Annotated in this window: 15 protein-coding genes; 14 read left to right on the top strand and 1 reads right to left on the bottom strand. The window is 59.6% G+C overall.

Annotated features, from left to right (window positions below; genetic code table 11):
• The first annotated feature begins 53 nt into the window (after window positions 1-53).
• The 3 genes from pheS to ihfA are packed head-to-tail and all read left to right on the top strand — an operon-like array spanning window position 54 to window position 3740.
• Complete coding sequence (gene pheS, locus ACMGF7_RS21255) at window positions 54-1037, top strand: phenylalanine--tRNA ligase subunit alpha (protein ID WP_004931416.1); 984 nt, start codon at window positions 54-56, stop codon at window positions 1035-1037.
• A 14-nt stretch (window positions 1038-1051) separates the two neighbouring features.
• Window positions 1052-3439, top strand: a complete 2388-nt coding sequence (gene pheT / locus ACMGF7_RS21250) for a phenylalanine--tRNA ligase subunit beta (RefSeq protein ID WP_015377697.1) — start codon at window positions 1052-1054, stop codon at window positions 3437-3439.
• 4 nt (window positions 3440-3443) lie between these two features.
• Complete coding sequence (gene ihfA, locus ACMGF7_RS21245) at window positions 3444-3740, top strand: integration host factor subunit alpha (RefSeq protein WP_004931414.1); 297 nt, start codon at window positions 3444-3446, stop codon at window positions 3738-3740.
• Window positions 3741-3929: 189 nt separating this feature from the next.
• On the opposite strand, the gene ACMGF7_RS21240 is transcribed toward ihfA, so the two are convergent.
• Window positions 3930-4061, bottom strand: coding sequence for a hypothetical protein (locus ACMGF7_RS21240; RefSeq protein WP_015377698.1), 132 nt, complete (start codon window positions 4059-4061; stop codon window positions 3930-3932).
• A 231-nt stretch (window positions 4062-4292) separates the two neighbouring features.
• Between ACMGF7_RS21240 and ACMGF7_RS21235 the strand changes: the two genes are divergently transcribed.
• The 11 genes from ACMGF7_RS21235 (at window position 4293) to arnF (ending at window position 15046) form a co-directional block, all read left to right on the top strand.
• Entirely contained in the window at window positions 4293-4709 is a 417-nt protein-coding gene (locus tag ACMGF7_RS21235) for a DUF2502 domain-containing protein (protein WP_004931413.1), read from the top strand.
• A 178-nt stretch (window positions 4710-4887) separates the two neighbouring features.
• A complete protein-coding gene (gene btuC, locus ACMGF7_RS21230; RefSeq protein WP_033633209.1) occupies window positions 4888-5895 on the top strand; it encodes a vitamin B12 ABC transporter permease BtuC in 1008 nt (335 codons plus the stop codon).
• A gap of 45 nt (window positions 5896-5940) precedes the next feature.
• On the top strand, window positions 5941-6492 hold the full coding sequence (locus tag ACMGF7_RS21225; RefSeq protein WP_004931411.1) for a glutathione peroxidase: 552 nt from the start codon (window positions 5941-5943) through the stop codon (window positions 6490-6492).
• Window positions 6493-6497: 5 nt separating this feature from the next.
• On the top strand, window positions 6498-7253 hold the full coding sequence (btuD, locus tag ACMGF7_RS21220) for a vitamin B12 ABC transporter ATP-binding protein BtuD (protein ID WP_021505482.1): 756 nt from the start codon (window positions 6498-6500) through the stop codon (window positions 7251-7253).
• A 396-nt stretch (window positions 7254-7649) separates the two neighbouring features.
• Window positions 7650-8804, top strand: coding sequence for a UDP-4-amino-4-deoxy-L-arabinose aminotransferase (gene arnB, locus ACMGF7_RS21215; protein WP_048323168.1), 1155 nt, complete (start codon window positions 7650-7652; stop codon window positions 8802-8804).
• Entirely contained in the window at window positions 8791-9771 is a 981-nt protein-coding gene (gene arnC / locus ACMGF7_RS21210) for an undecaprenyl-phosphate 4-deoxy-4-formamido-L-arabinose transferase (RefSeq protein WP_049239981.1), read from the top strand. Before arnB ends, arnC begins: the two co-directional genes overlap by 14 nt.
• Entirely contained in the window at window positions 9771-11753 is a 1983-nt protein-coding gene (gene arnA / locus ACMGF7_RS21205) for a bifunctional UDP-4-amino-4-deoxy-L-arabinose formyltransferase/UDP-glucuronic acid oxidase ArnA (RefSeq protein WP_049240013.1), read from the top strand. Before arnC ends, arnA begins: the two co-directional genes overlap by 1 nt.
• Window positions 11750-12655 (top strand): 4-deoxy-4-formamido-L-arabinose-phosphoundecaprenol deformylase, encoded by a 906-nt coding sequence (gene arnD / locus ACMGF7_RS21200; RefSeq protein ID WP_004931406.1) that lies wholly within the window; start codon window positions 11750-11752, stop codon window positions 12653-12655. Before arnA ends, arnD begins: the two co-directional genes overlap by 4 nt.
• Window positions 12652-14316 carry a lipid IV(A) 4-amino-4-deoxy-L-arabinosyltransferase gene (gene arnT / locus ACMGF7_RS21195; protein ID WP_049239980.1) on the top strand — a complete coding sequence of 555 codons (1665 nt, stop codon included), beginning with the start codon at window positions 12652-12654 and terminating at the stop codon, window positions 14314-14316. The genes arnD and arnT overlap by 4 nt, the downstream gene beginning before the upstream one ends.
• Window positions 14313-14657, top strand: coding sequence for a 4-amino-4-deoxy-L-arabinose-phosphoundecaprenol flippase subunit ArnE (gene arnE / locus ACMGF7_RS21190; protein ID WP_004931404.1), 345 nt, complete (start codon window positions 14313-14315; stop codon window positions 14655-14657). Before arnT ends, arnE begins: the two co-directional genes overlap by 4 nt.
• On the top strand, window positions 14654-15046 hold the full coding sequence (arnF, locus tag ACMGF7_RS21185; protein WP_004931403.1) for a 4-amino-4-deoxy-L-arabinose-phosphoundecaprenol flippase subunit ArnF: 393 nt from the start codon (window positions 14654-14656) through the stop codon (window positions 15044-15046). Before arnE ends, arnF begins: the two co-directional genes overlap by 4 nt.
• Window positions 15047-15214: the final 168 nt, after the last annotated feature.

Genomic DNA, 15214 nt, shown 5'->3' with positions numbered 1-15214 from the left:
GAATATAGATAACAATTACTTAGGGCCATCCCGGCCAGAGGAAGAGGAAAGCAATGCCACATCTCGCAGAGCTGGTTGCCAATGCCAAGGCAGCCGTAGAAGATGCCCAGGATGTTGCCGCGTTAGATTTGGTGCGCGTCGAATATTTTGGCAAGAAAGGTCATTTCACCTTGCAGATGCAGTCTCTGCGTGACGTACCGGCGGAAGACCGTCCGGCGGCCGGCGCGGTGATCAACCAGGCCAAGCAAGAGGTGCAGGACGCGCTGAACGCGCGTAAGAACGCGCTGGAAAGCGCCGCGCTGAACGCGCGCCTGGCGGCTGAAACCATCGACGTCTCCCTGCCGGGCCGTCGCATGGAGAACGGCGGCCTGCATCCGGTGACCCGCACCATCGACCGTATCGAAACCTTCTTCGGCGAGTTGGGCTTTTCCGTTGCCACCGGCCCGGAGATTGAAGACGATTATCATAACTTCGACGCGCTGAACATCCCTGGGCACCACCCGGCGCGCGCCGACCACGATACCTTCTGGTTCGACGCCACACGCCTGCTGCGCACCCAGACTTCCGGCGTGCAGATCCGCACCATGAAGAACCAACAGCCGCCGATCCGTATCATTGCGCCGGGCCGCGTTTACCGTAACGACTACGATCAGACTCACACCCCGATGTTCCACCAGATGGAAGGTCTGATCGTCGATAAAGACATCAGCTTCACCAACCTGAAGGGCACGCTGCACGATTTCCTGAACAACTTCTTTGAAGAAGACCTGCAGGTTCGTTTCCGTCCGTCCTACTTCCCATTCACCGAGCCGTCCGCTGAAGTGGACGTGATGGGCAAGAACGGCAAGTGGCTGGAAGTGCTGGGCTGCGGCATGGTGCATCCGAACGTGCTGCGCAACGTCGGCATCGATCCGGAAGTTTACTCCGGCTTCGCCTTCGGCATGGGCATGGAGCGCCTGACGATGCTGCGTTACGGCGTCACCGACCTGCGCGCATTCTTCGAAAACGATCTGCGTTTCCTCAAACAGTTTAAGTAAGGCGGGAATATCACATGAAATTCAGTGAACTCTGGTTGCGCGAGTGGGTAAACCCGGCCATCAGCAGCGAAGCATTATCCGATCAAATCACCATGGCCGGCCTGGAAGTGGACGGCGTGGATCCGGTTGCCGGCGCGTTTAACGGCGTTGTGGTGGGTGAAGTGGTCGAGTGCGGTCAGCACCCGAACGCCGACAAACTGCGCGTCACCAAGGTCAACGTTGGCGGCGACCGCTTGCTCGACATCGTTTGCGGCGCGCCGAACTGCCGTACCGGCCTGAAAGTGGCGGTCGCCACCGTGGGCGCGGTGCTGCCGGGCGATTTCAAAATCAAAGCCGCCAAGCTGCGCGGCGAGCCTTCGGAAGGCATGCTGTGCTCGTTCTCCGAGCTGGGCATTTCCGACGATCATGACGGCATCATCGAGTTGCCGCTGGATGCGCCGATCGGCACCGACATCCGTGACTACCTGAAACTGAACGACAACACCATCGAGATCAGCGTTACCCCGAACCGCGCCGACTGCCTGGGTATCATCGGCGTCGCGCGCGACGTGGGCGTACTGAACCAGGTGGCGCTGACCGAGCCAGACATGAGCCCGGTGGCCGCTGCGATTGACGCCACGCTGCCGATCCGCGTTGACGCGCCGCAGGCGTGCCCGCGCTATCTGGGCCGCGTGGTGAAAGGCATCGACGTCAAGGCGCCAAGCCCGCTGTGGATGCGTGAAAAACTGCGTCGCTGCGGTATCCGCTCCATCGATGCGGTGGTTGACGTCACCAACTATGTGCTGCTGGAGCTTGGCCAGCCGATGCACGCTTTCGATCTGAGCCGCATCGACGGCGGCATCGTGGTGCGCATGGCGGAAGAAGGCGAAACGCTGAGGCTGCTGGACGGCAGTGAAGCCAAACTGAACGCCGACACCTTAGTGATCGCCGATCATCAAAAAGCGTTGGCGATGGGCGGCATCTTCGGTGGCGAGCATTCCGGCGTCAACGGGGAAACTCAGGACGTGCTGCTGGAATGCGCCTTCTTCAGCCCGCTGTCGATCACCGGCCGCGCGCGTCGTCACGGCCTGCACACCGACGCTTCTCACCGCTATGAGCGCGGTGTCGATCCGGCGCTGCAGTACAAAGCGATGGAACGCGCCACGCGCCTGCTGCTCGATATTTGCGGCGGTCAGGCCGGCCCGATTATCGACGTGACCCACGAGAACGAACTGCCGAAGCGCGCCACCATCACGCTGCGCCGCGAGAAACTGGATCGCCTGATCGGCCACGTGGTGCCAAGCGAGCAGGTCAGTGACATTCTGCGCCGCCTGGGTTGCCAGGTGACCGAGCAGGGCGACAGCTGGCAAGCGGTCGCGCCAAGCTGGCGTTTCGATATGGAGATCGAAGAGGATCTGGTGGAAGAAGTGGCGCGCGTTTACGGCTACGACAACATCCCGGATGTGCCGGTGCGCGCCGATCTGGTGATGACCCAGCATCGCGAAGCCGATCTGACGCTGAAGCGCGTGAAGACCATGCTGGTCGATCACGGTTATCAGGAAGCGATCACCTACAGCTTCGTCGATCCGAAGGTGCAGGCGCTGCTGCACCCGAATGAAGAAGCGCTGATCCTGCCAAGCCCGATTTCGGTAGAAATGTCGGCGATGCGCCTGTCGCTGTGGACCGGCCTGCTGTCTGCGGTGGTGTATAACCAGAACCGCCAGCAGACGCGTCTGCGCCTGTTCGAAAGCGGCCTGCGCTTTGTGCCTGATAGTGCGGCAGATCTGGGTATCCGTCAGGATGTCATGCTGGCGGGCGTGATCGCCGGCCATACGCACGATGAACATTGGGATCTGGCGCGCAAGCCCGTCGACTTCTATGATTTAAAAGGGGATCTGGAGTCCGTCCTCGAGCTGACCGGTAAATTATCCGAAATTCAGTTCCGGGCGGAAGCCAATCCAGCCCTGCATCCAGGGCAAAGTGCGGCGATTTATTTGCACGGCGAACGCGTAGGTTTCATCGGTGTGGTTCACCCGGAACTTGAACGTAAACTGGATCTTAACGGCCGCACCGTGGTGTTTGAACTGGAGTGGAACAAGCTTGCGAGCCGCGCCGTGCCTCAGGCGCGGGAGATTTCGCGCTTCCCGGCAAACCGCCGTGATATCGCCATTGTGGTGGCTGAAAACGTCCCCGCAGAAGATATTTTGGCCGAGTGTAAGAAAGTTGGCGCAAATCAGGTAGTTGGCGTAAACTTGTTTGACGTGTACCGTGGCAAGGGCGTGGCAGAAGGTGACAAGAGCCTGGCTATCAGTCTGGTATTGCAGGATACCGCTCGTACACTGGAAGAAGAGGAGATAGCCGCTACCGTTGCAAAATGCGTAGAGGCTCTAAAACAGCGATTCCAAGCATCCTTGAGGGATTGAACCTATGGCGCTTACTAAAGCTGAAATGTCAGAACACCTGTTTGAGAAGCTTGGGCTTAGCAAACGGGACGCCAAAGACCTGGTGGAACTGTTCTTTGAAGAGGTCCGTCGGGCTCTTGAGAATGGCGAACAGGTAAAACTGTCGGGTTTTGGCAACTTTGATCTGCGTGACAAGAACCAACGTCCGGGGCGTAACCCGAAGACCGGCGAAGACATTCCGATTACGGCGCGCCGTGTGGTGACCTTCCGTCCGGGGCAGAAGCTGAAAAGCCGGGTAGAAAACGCCAGCCCGAAAGGGTGAGTGACGTGACATCAAAAAAGGCCGCTTGCGCGGCCTTTTTCTTTTCTGAGACAAAATTCAGCCCATTCCTAATGGGCAATGCATGAATTAAGATTATTCATTAAATCACCTCGGCGAAAATTTATTTAATCTAAATTACGGAGTATTCTTATATCTTATTTTGTGTGGTGAGCAGCCATATTTATTGTTTCAATAACGGCCGTAATAATGGCCAGGGCCGTCGCCGCGGTGGCCACCGCCCCCGTGCGGGCCCCAGCAGCAGGCGCTCAGGGTTGAGGCCAGGGCTACAACGGTCAGCAGCATACCGATACGTTTAATCATCTTATAATCCTCCGGTGGAAATCCATTTAACTATAATTGCCGCGCCGCTTGAGAGACGTCAGTTATTCGTTAAATCTTGTCAGTGGTTATGATAATTAAAGGCGGCGGCAAACAGTGTAGGGATTGTGTAAGGCCGTCGAAAACAATCTGAAAATAGGCATCGGTGAGATAGTCGTTAAATAAGCACGCTGATATAACCACTGCAGCAAGAAAATAGAGTGAGAAGGTGAAATGAAAAAGATCCTGTTGCTGGTGTGTTTCCCGCTGTTGCTGCCGCTGGCGGCGAAGGCCGATGTCTCCGTCGATATCAACGTGCCGGGCGTTTCTCTGCATCTGGGGGATCAGGACCGTCGCGGCTACTACTGGGATGGCTACGACTGGCGTCCACCGCAGTGGTGGCATGCGCACCAGGGCCGCGGCCTGGGTGAGCGCAATGCGCGCGGTATGTACTGGGACGGCGGACGCTGGCAACCTTCGCCGCCGCGTGGCTATGAGCATCGTGGGCCGGAACGCAGCGGCAATCCATTCCACGGCGATCGCGATAGTGGCGACCACGACCGCCGTCATGACGATCGCGGTGACCATGACCGCCGCGATGGCGGCCGCGGCCAACCTTATCCACCGGGCAACTCCGGCCCGCATCGTTAATCCCTGAGTTTATCGGCGGCTGGTTTTGCCATCATTGTTGCGATGACGGGCAAGGCCAGCTGCTGCTTTCCTGAGCCACTATCTACGCAAGACTTCCCCTTGCGGCGTTAACCCCCTAATATTCGACTCAAACGTCAATTATCCGGCCACGACAGCGGCCGGCAGGGAACCGCCGCGCATGCCAACCAGCCGTACCTTCACCTTACTGTTGCAACATCAACGCTACCGCGATAAACGCCAGCTCAGTCTGTTGGCGCTGGGCGTGGCGGTGGCGTTGCTGGTCAGCCTTTGCGCCGGCGACCAATGGATATGGCCGTCAGAGTGGTTCAGCGATCGAGCTCAACTGTTTGTTTGGCAACTGCGTTTGCCGCGCGCGCTGGCGGTGATGCTGGTCGGCGCCGCCCTGGCGGTGGCGGGCGCGGTGATGCAGGCGCTGTTTGAAAATCCTCTGGCGGAGCCCGGTCTGCTGGGCGTAGCTAACGGCGCCGGCGTAGCGCTGGTGCTGACGGTGTTGTTGGGGCACGGTTTGTTGCCGGTGGCGCTGATGAGCGCCGCCGCGATAGCCGGTGCGCTGGCGATGACCTTCTTGCTGCTGGGCTTCGCTCGCCGGCGACGTCTGACCAATGCTCGGTTGTTGCTGGTCGGCGTAGCGCTGGGCATCGTGTGCAGCGCGCTGATGACCTGGGCGGTCTATTTCAGCACCAGCCTCGATCTGCGGCAGCTGATGTACTGGATGATGGGCGGTTTCGGCGGCGTCGACTGGCGCCAAAAGTGGCTGGTGCTGGCGCTGCTGCCGGTGTTGCTGTGGCTGTGTGGCCAGGGCCGAGCGCTCAACCTGATGGCGCTGGGCGAGGTGCAGGCGCGCCAGCTCGGGCTGTCGCTGCATGTGTGGCGTAACCTGCTGGTGCTGGCGATCGGCTGGCTGGTTGGCGTCAGCGTGGCGCTCGCCGGGGTGATCGGCTTCGTTGGGCTGGTGATCCCGCATATTTTGCGGCTCACCGGCCTGACAGACCAGCGCTATCTGCTGCCGGCCTGCGCGCTGGCGGGAGCCGGGGTGTTGCTGGTGGCCGATGTGATCGCCCGCGTTGCGCTGCTGGCGGCCGAGCTGCCGATCGGCGTGGTGACAGCCACGCTGGGGGCGCCGCTATTTATCTGGTTACTGACCCGGACAAAAGGCGTAAGGTAGTTTTCTTCATTCACCTGCCATTAAAAAACCAAAGGATGACAACCGATGAGCAAGCCAATCGACAACCTGCCGTTACAAACCATCGAAAATCAGACGACCACGCTGGGTGCCTATCAGGGCAAAGTGCTGCTGGTGGTCAACGTGGCCTCGGAGTGCGGCCTGACCAAGCAGTACGAAGGGCTGGAAGCGCTGTACGAAACCTATCGCGAGCGGGGGCTGGAAGTCCTGGGGTTCCCGTCCAATGAATTCCTGGGCCAGGAGCCGGGCAGCAACGAAGAGATCCTGGCGTTTTGCCGCGGCACCTTCGGCGTGCAATTCCCAATGTTTGCCAAGATTGAGGTGAACGGCGAACACCGTCATCCGCTGTACCAAGCGTTGATTGCCGCACAGCCGGAGGCCGTCGCGCCGGAAGGCAGCGAGTTCCTGGCGCGGATGACCAGCAAAGGGCGTGCGCCGAAGCATCCCGGCGATATTCTGTGGAACTTCGAGAAATTCCTTATCGCGCGCGACGGCACGGTGATCCAGCGCTTCTCGCCGGACACCACACCTGAGGATCCGGCGCTGGTGGCGGCGGTGAAACAAGCGCTGGCAGGATAATACGGATGCTGCAACTCGTTGAGGTTGGGGTGGCGGGGCGCCTGGCGCCTTTTTCGGCACAGATTGACGGCGGGTTGCAGGTTCACCTGATCGGCCCAAATGGCGCAGGGAAGAGTACCCTGCTGGCGCGGGTGGCGGGTATGCTGCCGGGGCGGGGCGAAGTCTGCCTGGACGGACGCGCGCTCTCCGATTATCCGGGGAGCGAGCTGGCGCGCCGACGCGGTTATCTCAGCCAGCAACAGCCGCCGGTGTCGCTGATGCCGGTGTTTCAGTATTTGGCGTTGCACCGGCCTGCCGGCGCGGCGCAAACCGAGGTGGAACACACCATCCTCTATCTGTGCCAGCGGTTGAAGCTGGTGGATAAACTGTCACGCATGCTGACACAGCTTTCAGGTGGAGAATGGCAACGGGTGCGGCTGGCGGCGGTATTGCTGCAGGTGTGGCCCAGCGTTAACCCGCACAGCCGATTGTTGTTGCTGGATGAACCAACCAATAGCCTGGATGTGGCGCAAAAGGTCGCGCTGGATCGCCTGCTGCGCGAATTCTGCCAAAGTGGGCGCAGCGCGCTGGTGTGCGCACACGATCTGAATCATACCCTGCAGCAGGCCGATCGGGTTTGGTTGTTGCACGCTGGGCAGTTGGTCGCGCAGGGCATCACCCGTGAGGTGATGGCGCCCGCACTGTTGTCGCAGATCTATGAAGTGGATTTCCACCTGCAATGGGTGGGGAACCAGCGTTGGATCATGACCCGCACGGCTTAATTCGCCCTGGGGTATAAATATAAACGAAAACTAAACGTAGTGAATATAAATAGCCGGGTAATCATCGGCTATTATTGTGCCGCCTCTCATTTTCTCGTGAGTTTTCTTGAAAAACGCCAATGACGTGCTACGCTTGATTCGGCAAAAATAAAATAAGTAAATAATTATTAATAAATATAATTACCTGATTTACATAATAAATTTAAATTAATGATGACAGCGCCTATCCATCAGTTCTCTTACTGATGACAAGCCTCGTCTTAAGGTTTAGTTAAGCTTGCGGCCTTACATTGGCAGTTAATCCACGGAAACGATTCTTCTCTGGCGTTTAATATTCGTTAAACGAAAGGGATTTACAGTGTCATCAAAAGCAGTTCGATACGTTTGGGGTTAACTATGGATCAATTTTTGCCTTTCTCTCGTCCGGCCATTGGCGACGAAGAAATCGCCGCGGTAGAGAAAGTGTTGCGTTCCGGCTGGATCACCACCGGGCCGCAAAACCAGCAACTGGAAAATGACTTCTGTTCCACTTTCGGCTGTAAGCACGCCATCGCCGTCAGTTCCGCCACCGCGGGCATGCACATCACGCTGATGGCGCTGGGCATCGGGCCCGGCGACGAAGTCATCACCCCTTCGCAAACCTGGGTTTCCACCCTCAACATGATCGAACTGCTGGGCGCTACGCCGGTGATGATCGACGTTGACCGTGAGACCTTGATGGTCAGCGCTGCCGATGTCGAGGCTGCCATCACCCCCAAAACCAAAGCGATTGTTCCGGTGCATTATGCCGGTGCTCCCCTGCAGATGGATGCGCTGCGCGCCGTGGCCGAACGCCACCGCTTACCGCTGATCGAAGACGCCGCCCACGCGGTCGGCACGCGCTACAACGGCGAATGGGTCGGCGCACGCGGCACGGCGATTTTCTCTTTCCATGCGATTAAAAACGTGACCTGCGCCGAAGGCGGTCTGATCGCCACCGATGACGATGCGCTGGCGGATCGCCTGCGTTGTCTGAAGTTCCATGGTCTGGCCGTCGATGCCTTCGATCGCCAGCAGCTAGGCCGCAAACCGCAGGCCGAAGTGGTGGAGCCGGGTTACAAGTACAACCTGTCCGACATTCACGCGGCGATCGCCGTGGTGCAACTGTCGCGCTTCGCTGAGCTGAACGCACGGCGTAAGGCGCTGGCACAGCGCTACCTGAGCGCGTTGGAAGGCTCGCCGTTCCAACCGTTGGGCGTGCCGGATTATCCGCATGACCACGCCTGGCACCTGTTCATGGTCCGCGTCGATCCGGCGCGTTGCGGCATCGATCGCGACCAGCTGATGGAGCGCCTGAAAGAGGTTGGCGTCGGCACCGGGCTGCATTTCCGCGCCGCGCACACCCAGAAATTCTACCGTGAGCGTTATCCACAGCTTTCTTTGCCGAATACCGAATGGAACTCGGCGCGGCTGTGCACCTTACCGCTATTCCCTGACATGACCGACGCCGACGTGGATCGCGTGGTCAATGCCTTGTCTTCTGTTGTGGAGTCTTTACGTGTCTCGCGTTGAACCGATTAAAAAAGTGTCGGTAGTCATTCCGGTATACAACGAGCAGGAAAGCCTGCCGGCGTTGCTGGAGCGTACTACTGCCGCCTGTAAGCAGTTATCTCAACCTTATGAAATCATCCTCGTCGACGATGGCAGCAGCGACAACTCCGCTGACATGCTGACCGCGGCGGCGGAAAAGCCGGGCAGCCACGTGATCGCCGTTTTGCTGAACCGCAACTACGGCCAACACTCGGCGATCATGGCCGGTTTCAACCAGGTGACCGGCGATCTGGTGATTACGCTGGACGCCGATCTGCAGAACCCGCCGGAGGAGATCCCTCGTTTGGTTAGCGTGGCGGAAGAGGGCTATGACGTGGTGGGCACCGTGCGCGCCAACCGTCAGGACTCCTGGTTCCGCAAAAGTGCCTCGCGCGTGATCAACATGATGATTCAACGCGCCACCGGCAAGTCGATGGGGGACTACGGCTGCATGCTGCGCGCCTACCGTCGTCATATCGTTGAGGCGATGCTGCACTGTCATGAGCGCAGCACCTTTATCCCGATTCTGGCGAACACCTTCGCCCGCCGTACCACCGAGATCGACGTGCGCCACGCTGAGCGCGAGTTTGGCGACTCCAAGTACAGCCTGATGAAGCTGATCAACCTGATGTATGACCTGATCACCTGCCTCACCACCACGCCGCTGCGTTTGCTCAGCGTGGTCGGCAGCGTCGTGGCGCTGTCCGGGTTTGTGCTGGCGCTGGTGCTGATTGCGCTGCGTCTGCTGCTCGGCCCTGAATGGGCCGCCGGCGGCGTGTTCACCCTTTTCGCCGTCCTGTTCACCTTTATCGGCGCCCAGTTTGTCGGCATGGGGCTGTTGGGTGAATACATCGGCCGCATCTATACCGACGTGCGTGCGCGTCCTCGCTATTTTGTTCAGAAAGTGGTCGGTGCACAGCATGACCACAATACTCAGGAAGAAGAATGATGAAAGCTATTGTATTTGCTTACCATGATATTGGCTGCGCAGGTCTGAAAGCGCTGACTGAGGCGGGTTATGACGTGCAGGCCGTGTTCACGCACACCGACGACCCTGGTGAGAACAACTTCTTCTCCTCTGTGGCCCGTTTGGGCGCCGAATTGGATCTGCCGGTCTATGCGCCGGAAGACGTAAATCACCCGCTGTGGGTTGACCGCATTCGCGCACTGCAGCCGGACGTGATCTTCTCGTTCTATTACCGCCACATGCTGAGCGACGAGATCTTGTCGCTGGCGCCGCAGGGCGGTTTCAACCTGCACGGCTCGTTGCTGCCGCGTTACCGCGGTCGCGCGCCGGTGAACTGGGCGCTGGTGAATGGCGAAACCGAAACCGGCGCCACGCTGCACAAAATGGTGAAACGCCCGGACGCCGGTGACATCGTCGGTCAGCAGAAAGTGACCATTGCCGACAGCGACACCGCGCTGACGCTGCACAAAAAAGTGCTGGAAGCCGCGCAGATCGTGTTGAAAGAGCAGCTGCCGAAACTGAAGAACGGCACCGCCACTTTCACCCGGCAGGATGAGTCTCAGGCCAGCTACTTCGGTCGCCGCACCCCGGCGGACGGCGAGATCCTGTGGCACAAATCCGCCAAAGAGATCAACAACCTGGTGCGCGCCGTCACCGAGCCGTACCCGGGTGCCTTCAGCCACCTCGGCCAGCGCAAGCTGATCGTCTGGCGCTCTCGCGTGCTGGACACCCAACACGATAAACAGCCGGGCACCGTGCTGAGCACCGCGCCGCTGGTCATCGCCTGTGGCGAAGGTGCGCTGGAGATCGTCGCCGGTCAGAACGACAGCGGTCTGTATGTGCAGGGCAGCCGCCTGGCGCAGGAAATGGGTATCGTCACCGACGTGCGTTTGGCCGCCAAGCCGAATGCCGTAATGAAACGCCGCACCCGCGTGCTGATCCTCGGGGTCAACGGCTTCATCGGCAACCACCTGACCGAGCGCCTGCTGCGCGATGACCGCTACGACATCTACGGTCTGGATATCGGTTCCGACGCCATCAGCCGCTTCCTCGACAACCCGCGTTTCCACTTTGTGGAAGGCGACATCAGCATCCACTCCGAGTGGATCGAGTATCACATCAAAAAATGCGACGTGGTGCTGCCGCTGGTGGCGATCGCGACGCCGATCGAATACACCCGTAACCCGCTGCGCGTGTTCGAGCTGGACTTCGAAGAGAACCTGAAGATCGTTCGCGACTGCGTGAAATACAACAAGCGCATCATCTTCCCGTCCACATCTGAAGTGTACGGCATGTGCGACGATAAAGAGTTCGACGAAGACCATTCGCGTCTGATCGTCGGGCCAATCAACAAGCAGCGCTGGATCTATTCGGTCTCCAAACAGCTGCTGGATCGGGTGATCTGGGCTTACGGCGCCAAAGAAGGCCTGAAGTTCACGCTGTTCCGTCCGTTCAACTGGATGGGGCCGCGCCTGGATAACCTGGACGCTGCGCGCATCGGCTCTTCCCGCGCCATCACCCAACTGATCCTCAACCTGGTGGAAGGTTCGCCGATCAAACTGATGGACGGCGGCGCGCAGAAACGTTGCTTCACCGACATCAACGACGGCATCGAAGCGCTGTTCCGCATCATCGAGAACCGCGACGGCCTGTGCGACGGCCAGATCGTCAACATCGGCAACCCGACCAACGAAGCGAGCATTCGCGAGCTGGCGGAAATGCTGCTGGAAAGCTTCAACAACCACCCGTTGCGCGATCGCTTCCCGCCGTTTGCCGGCTTCAAGGACGTAGAGAGCAGCAGCTACTACGGCAAAGGTTACCAGGACGTCGAGCACCGCACGCCGAGCATCAAAAACGCTCACCGCCTGCTGGGTTGGCAGCCGACCATCGAGATGAAGCAAACCGTCGCCGATACGCTGGACTACTTCCTGCGCACAACCGTTCAGGAAGGGAACGGTGCATGAAGAAAGTCGGTCTGCGGGTTGATGTAGATACCTTCAGCGGCACCCGTGAAGGGGTGCCGCAGTTGCTGGACCTGTTCGAAAAGTACGACATTCAGGCCAGCTTCTTCTTCAGCGTGGGACCGGACAACATGGGGCGCCATCTTTGGCGCCTTTTGCGTCCGAAATTTCTGTGGAAAATGCTGCGTTCGAACGCCGCCTCGCTGTACGGCCTGGATATTCTGCTGGCCGGCACCGCCTGGCCGGGGCGCAATATTTCGCGCGCGCTGGGGCCGCTGATGAAGCGCACCGCCGAAGCTGGCCATGAAGTCGGGCTGCACGCCTGGGATCACCAGGGCTGGCAGGCCAAGGTCGGCAAGTGGAGCGAGGCGCAATTGACCGAGCAGGTGCAATTGGGTGTCGACGCCCTGAGCGCCTGCACCGGCCAGCCGGTGAAATGCTCCGCCGTGGCGGGCTGGCGCGCCGATACGCGCGTGCTGGAGGTCAAGCAGCGCTTCGGCTTCCATTACAACAGCGATTGCCGCGGCACTCATCCGTTCCGTCCGGTGCTGAGCGACGGGCGTCACGGTACGGTGCAGATCCCGGTGACGTTGCCGACCTTCGATGAAGTGATTGGCAGCGAAGTCAGTATGGCCGACTTCAACGACTATATTCTGCGCGCCATCGAGAACGATCGCGGCGTGCCGGTGTACACCATTCACACCGAAGTGGAAGGCATGTCGCAGACGGCGATGTTCGAACAGTTATTGCAACGCGCACAGCGGCAGGGCATCGAATTCTGTCCGCTGAGCGCGCTGTTACCGCAAGATTTGGCGTCACTGCCGTTGGGCCGCATCAAGCGCGCTCCTTTCCCCGGCCGCGAAGGTTGGCTGGGCTGTCAAACCGATGTGAAGGACGTTACATGAAGGCGCTAAAAGGATCCTGGGCCATTCTGCTGGCCGTTTTTTTTTCTCTGGTTTACCTGATCCCGCTTAATGGCCGCCTGCTGTGGCAGCCGGATGAAACGCGTTATGCCGAGATCAGCCGTGAAATGCTGCAGCGCGGCGATTGGGTGGTGCCGCATCTGCTGGGGCTGCGCTATTTCGAAAAGCCGGTAGCGGGTTACTGGTTCAATAACATCAGCCAATGGCTGTTCGGCGAAAACAACTTTGCGGTGCGCTTCGGCTCGGTGTTCAGCACCGGCATGACCGCATTGCTGGTGTTCGCGCTGGCGATGCTGATGTGGCGCAATGCGCGCCGCGCCAGCCTGGCGGCGCTGATGTTCCTGTCGATGGTGCTGGTGTTCAGCATCGGCACTTACAGCGTGTTGGATCCGATGATTTCGCTGTGGCTGGCGGCGGCGATGGTCAGCTATTACCTGACGCTGAAGGCCTCCTCGGTCAAGGGCAAGCTGGGCGCTTACGCCTTGCTGGGCCTGGCCTGCGGCATGGGCTTTATGACCAAGGGCTTCCTGGCGCTGGCGGTGCCGGTGATCGCGGTTATCCCGATTGTCATTCAGCAACGCCGCATCAAGGATCTGCTGTGCTATGGCCCGGTGGCGATCGTGACCGCTACGCTGCTCAGCCTGCCGTGGGCGCTGGCGATCGCGCAACGCGAACCCGATTTCTGGAATTATTTCTTCTGGGTCGAGCATATTCAGCGTTTCGCCGAAGATAATGCCCAACACAAGGCGCCGTTCTGGTATTACCTGCCGGTTCTGCTGGCGGCGGTGCTGCCTTGGTTGGCGCTGCTGCCCGGCGCGCTGCTCAAAGGTTGGCGCGAGCGCGTACAGCGTCCGGAGCTGTTCTTCCTGCTGAGTTGGGCGCTGATGCCGCTGATCTTCTTCAGCATCGCCAAAGGCAAGCTGCCGACCTACATTCTGCCGTGCATGGCGCCGCTGGCGCTGCTGATGACCGCCTATGCGGAAGACTATGCCGCCACGCTGCGCGCCAGGCTGTTCAAGGCCAACGCCTGGTTGAACGGCCTGTTCGGGCTGATCGGCATCGTGGCGCTGGTGGTGTTAAGCTCCGGTCTGCTGCCGAAAGCGCATCTGTTTACTCCCCAGGAGTGGCCGAAAGTAGTGCTCGGCCTGATCGCCTTCGGCGGCTGGCTGCTGTTCGCACTGGTTTCTGCGCGCGATAACGGCCGCCAATGGCGCTGGGCGGCGGCTTGCCCGGTGCTGCTGTGCCTGGTGATCGGTTACGCCATTCCGCAACAGGTGACCGATTCCAAACTGCCGCAAAACTTCGCCCGCGCCACGATGGCCGAACTGAGCGACAGCCGCTATGTGTTGAGCGACAGCGTCGGATTGGCGGCCGGCCTGGCCTGGGAACTGAAGCGCAGCGACGTGCTGATGTACAGCCAGAAAGGCGAGGTGGCCTATGGTCTGGAGTATCCGGACGCCAAGGGGCACCTGATCAGCGATGCCGACTTCCCGCAGTGGCTGGCGCAGGCGCGCAAGCAGGGAAATGTGTCGCTGGTGTTGCAGCTGTCCCGTGATGAAGCGCTGCCGCAGGAGCTGCCGGCCGCAGACAAGGTGGATCGTATGAACCGCCTGGTGCTGATGTGGTATAAACAGCAACCATGATCGGTTTTTTGTTGGTGATAGTGGTCAGCCTGCTCACCTGTGGTGGGCAGCTGTGCCAGAAACAGGCGGCGCACTGCTGGGAACGGGCAGACGAGGCGCGGCTGAAACAGACGCTGCGCTGGTTGGCGCTGGCGGTGTTGCTGTTGGGGCTGGGCATGGCGGTGTGGCTCAATGTGTTGCAACGCCTGCCGCTCAGCCTGGCTTACCCGATGCTCAGCCTGAACTTCGTAATGGTGACGCTGGCGGCGCGCTGGCTGTTTCATGAGCCGACAACCGTTCGCCACTGGTGCGGCGTGGCGTCGATTATGCTGGGGATCCTGCTGATGAGCGTGCATTCATGAGGGGCTATGCCTGGGGCGCCGCCAGCGTGTTGCTGGTGACGCTGGCGCAGTTGCTGATGAAGTGGGGCATGGTGCAAATCCCGCTGATGTCGTTCGCCGACGTCTCGTTGGCGCTGATCGGCGACTACTGGCTGCCGCTGCTGGCGGTGGGCGGTGGCATCTTCGGTTATGCGCTGTCGATGCTGTGTTGGTTCTTTGCGCTGCGCCATCTGCCGTTAAACCGCGCTTATCCTCTGCTGAGCGTCAGCTATGCGTTGGTTTACCTGGCGGCGGTGATCCTGCCGTGGTTTAACGAATCCGCTACGCTGCTGAAAACGTTGGGCACGCTGTTTATTCTGTTCGGCGTCTGGCTGATTAACAGCAAACCCGAGACAAAATCGCCGCAATAGCGCCAAAACCGGCGATCCCGCCATTATCTCCCTTATGGCGCTTGCCTTTTTCACCGTGCGGGAGATAAATTAACGCCAAATGGCGCTCTCCTTACGTGATGCCGGCTTTGCCTCGCAGGCGGTGTGGTGGTGTACCGGATGGCATAATGCGGCGACGTGTTCAATGAA

This window comes from Serratia sp. BNK-17 (assembly GCF_048684935.1).
In the GTDB taxonomy this organism is placed as follows: domain Bacteria; phylum Pseudomonadota; class Gammaproteobacteria; order Enterobacterales; family Enterobacteriaceae; genus Serratia; species Serratia nematodiphila.
This window is presented reverse-complemented; position numbering and strand designations above follow the sequence as displayed.

What these genes read in the sequence shown, in the direction of transcription:
- pheS (WP_004931416.1), top strand. Translation starts at nt 54, where the DNA reads ATGCCACATCTCGCAGAGCTGGTTGCCAATGCCAAGGCAGCCGTAGAA.
- pheT (WP_015377697.1), top strand. Translation starts at nt 1,052, where the DNA reads ATGAAATTCAGTGAACTCTGGTTGCGCGAGTGGGTAAACCCGGCCATC.
- ihfA (WP_004931414.1), top strand. Translation starts at nt 3,444, where the DNA reads ATGGCGCTTACTAAAGCTGAAATGTCAGAACACCTGTTTGAGAAGCTT.
- ACMGF7_RS21240 (WP_015377698.1), bottom strand. Translation starts at nt 4,061, where the DNA reads ATGATTAAACGTATCGGTATGCTGCTGACCGTTGTAGCCCTGGCCTCA.
- ACMGF7_RS21235 (WP_004931413.1), top strand. Translation starts at nt 4,293, where the DNA reads ATGAAAAAGATCCTGTTGCTGGTGTGTTTCCCGCTGTTGCTGCCGCTG.
- btuC (WP_033633209.1), top strand. Translation starts at nt 4,888, where the DNA reads ATGCCAACCAGCCGTACCTTCACCTTACTGTTGCAACATCAACGCTAC.
- ACMGF7_RS21225 (WP_004931411.1), top strand. Translation starts at nt 5,941, where the DNA reads ATGAGCAAGCCAATCGACAACCTGCCGTTACAAACCATCGAAAATCAG.
- btuD (WP_021505482.1), top strand. Translation starts at nt 6,498, where the DNA reads ATGCTGCAACTCGTTGAGGTTGGGGTGGCGGGGCGCCTGGCGCCTTTT.
- arnB (WP_048323168.1), top strand. Translation starts at nt 7,650, where the DNA reads ATGGATCAATTTTTGCCTTTCTCTCGTCCGGCCATTGGCGACGAAGAA.
- arnA (WP_049240013.1), top strand. Translation starts at nt 9,771, where the DNA reads ATGAAAGCTATTGTATTTGCTTACCATGATATTGGCTGCGCAGGTCTG.
- arnD (WP_004931406.1), top strand. Translation starts at nt 11,750, where the DNA reads ATGAAGAAAGTCGGTCTGCGGGTTGATGTAGATACCTTCAGCGGCACC.
- arnT (WP_049239980.1), top strand. Translation starts at nt 12,652, where the DNA reads ATGAAGGCGCTAAAAGGATCCTGGGCCATTCTGCTGGCCGTTTTTTTT.
- arnE (WP_004931404.1), top strand. Translation starts at nt 14,313, where the DNA reads ATGATCGGTTTTTTGTTGGTGATAGTGGTCAGCCTGCTCACCTGTGGT.
- arnF (WP_004931403.1), top strand. Translation starts at nt 14,654, where the DNA reads ATGAGGGGCTATGCCTGGGGCGCCGCCAGCGTGTTGCTGGTGACGCTG.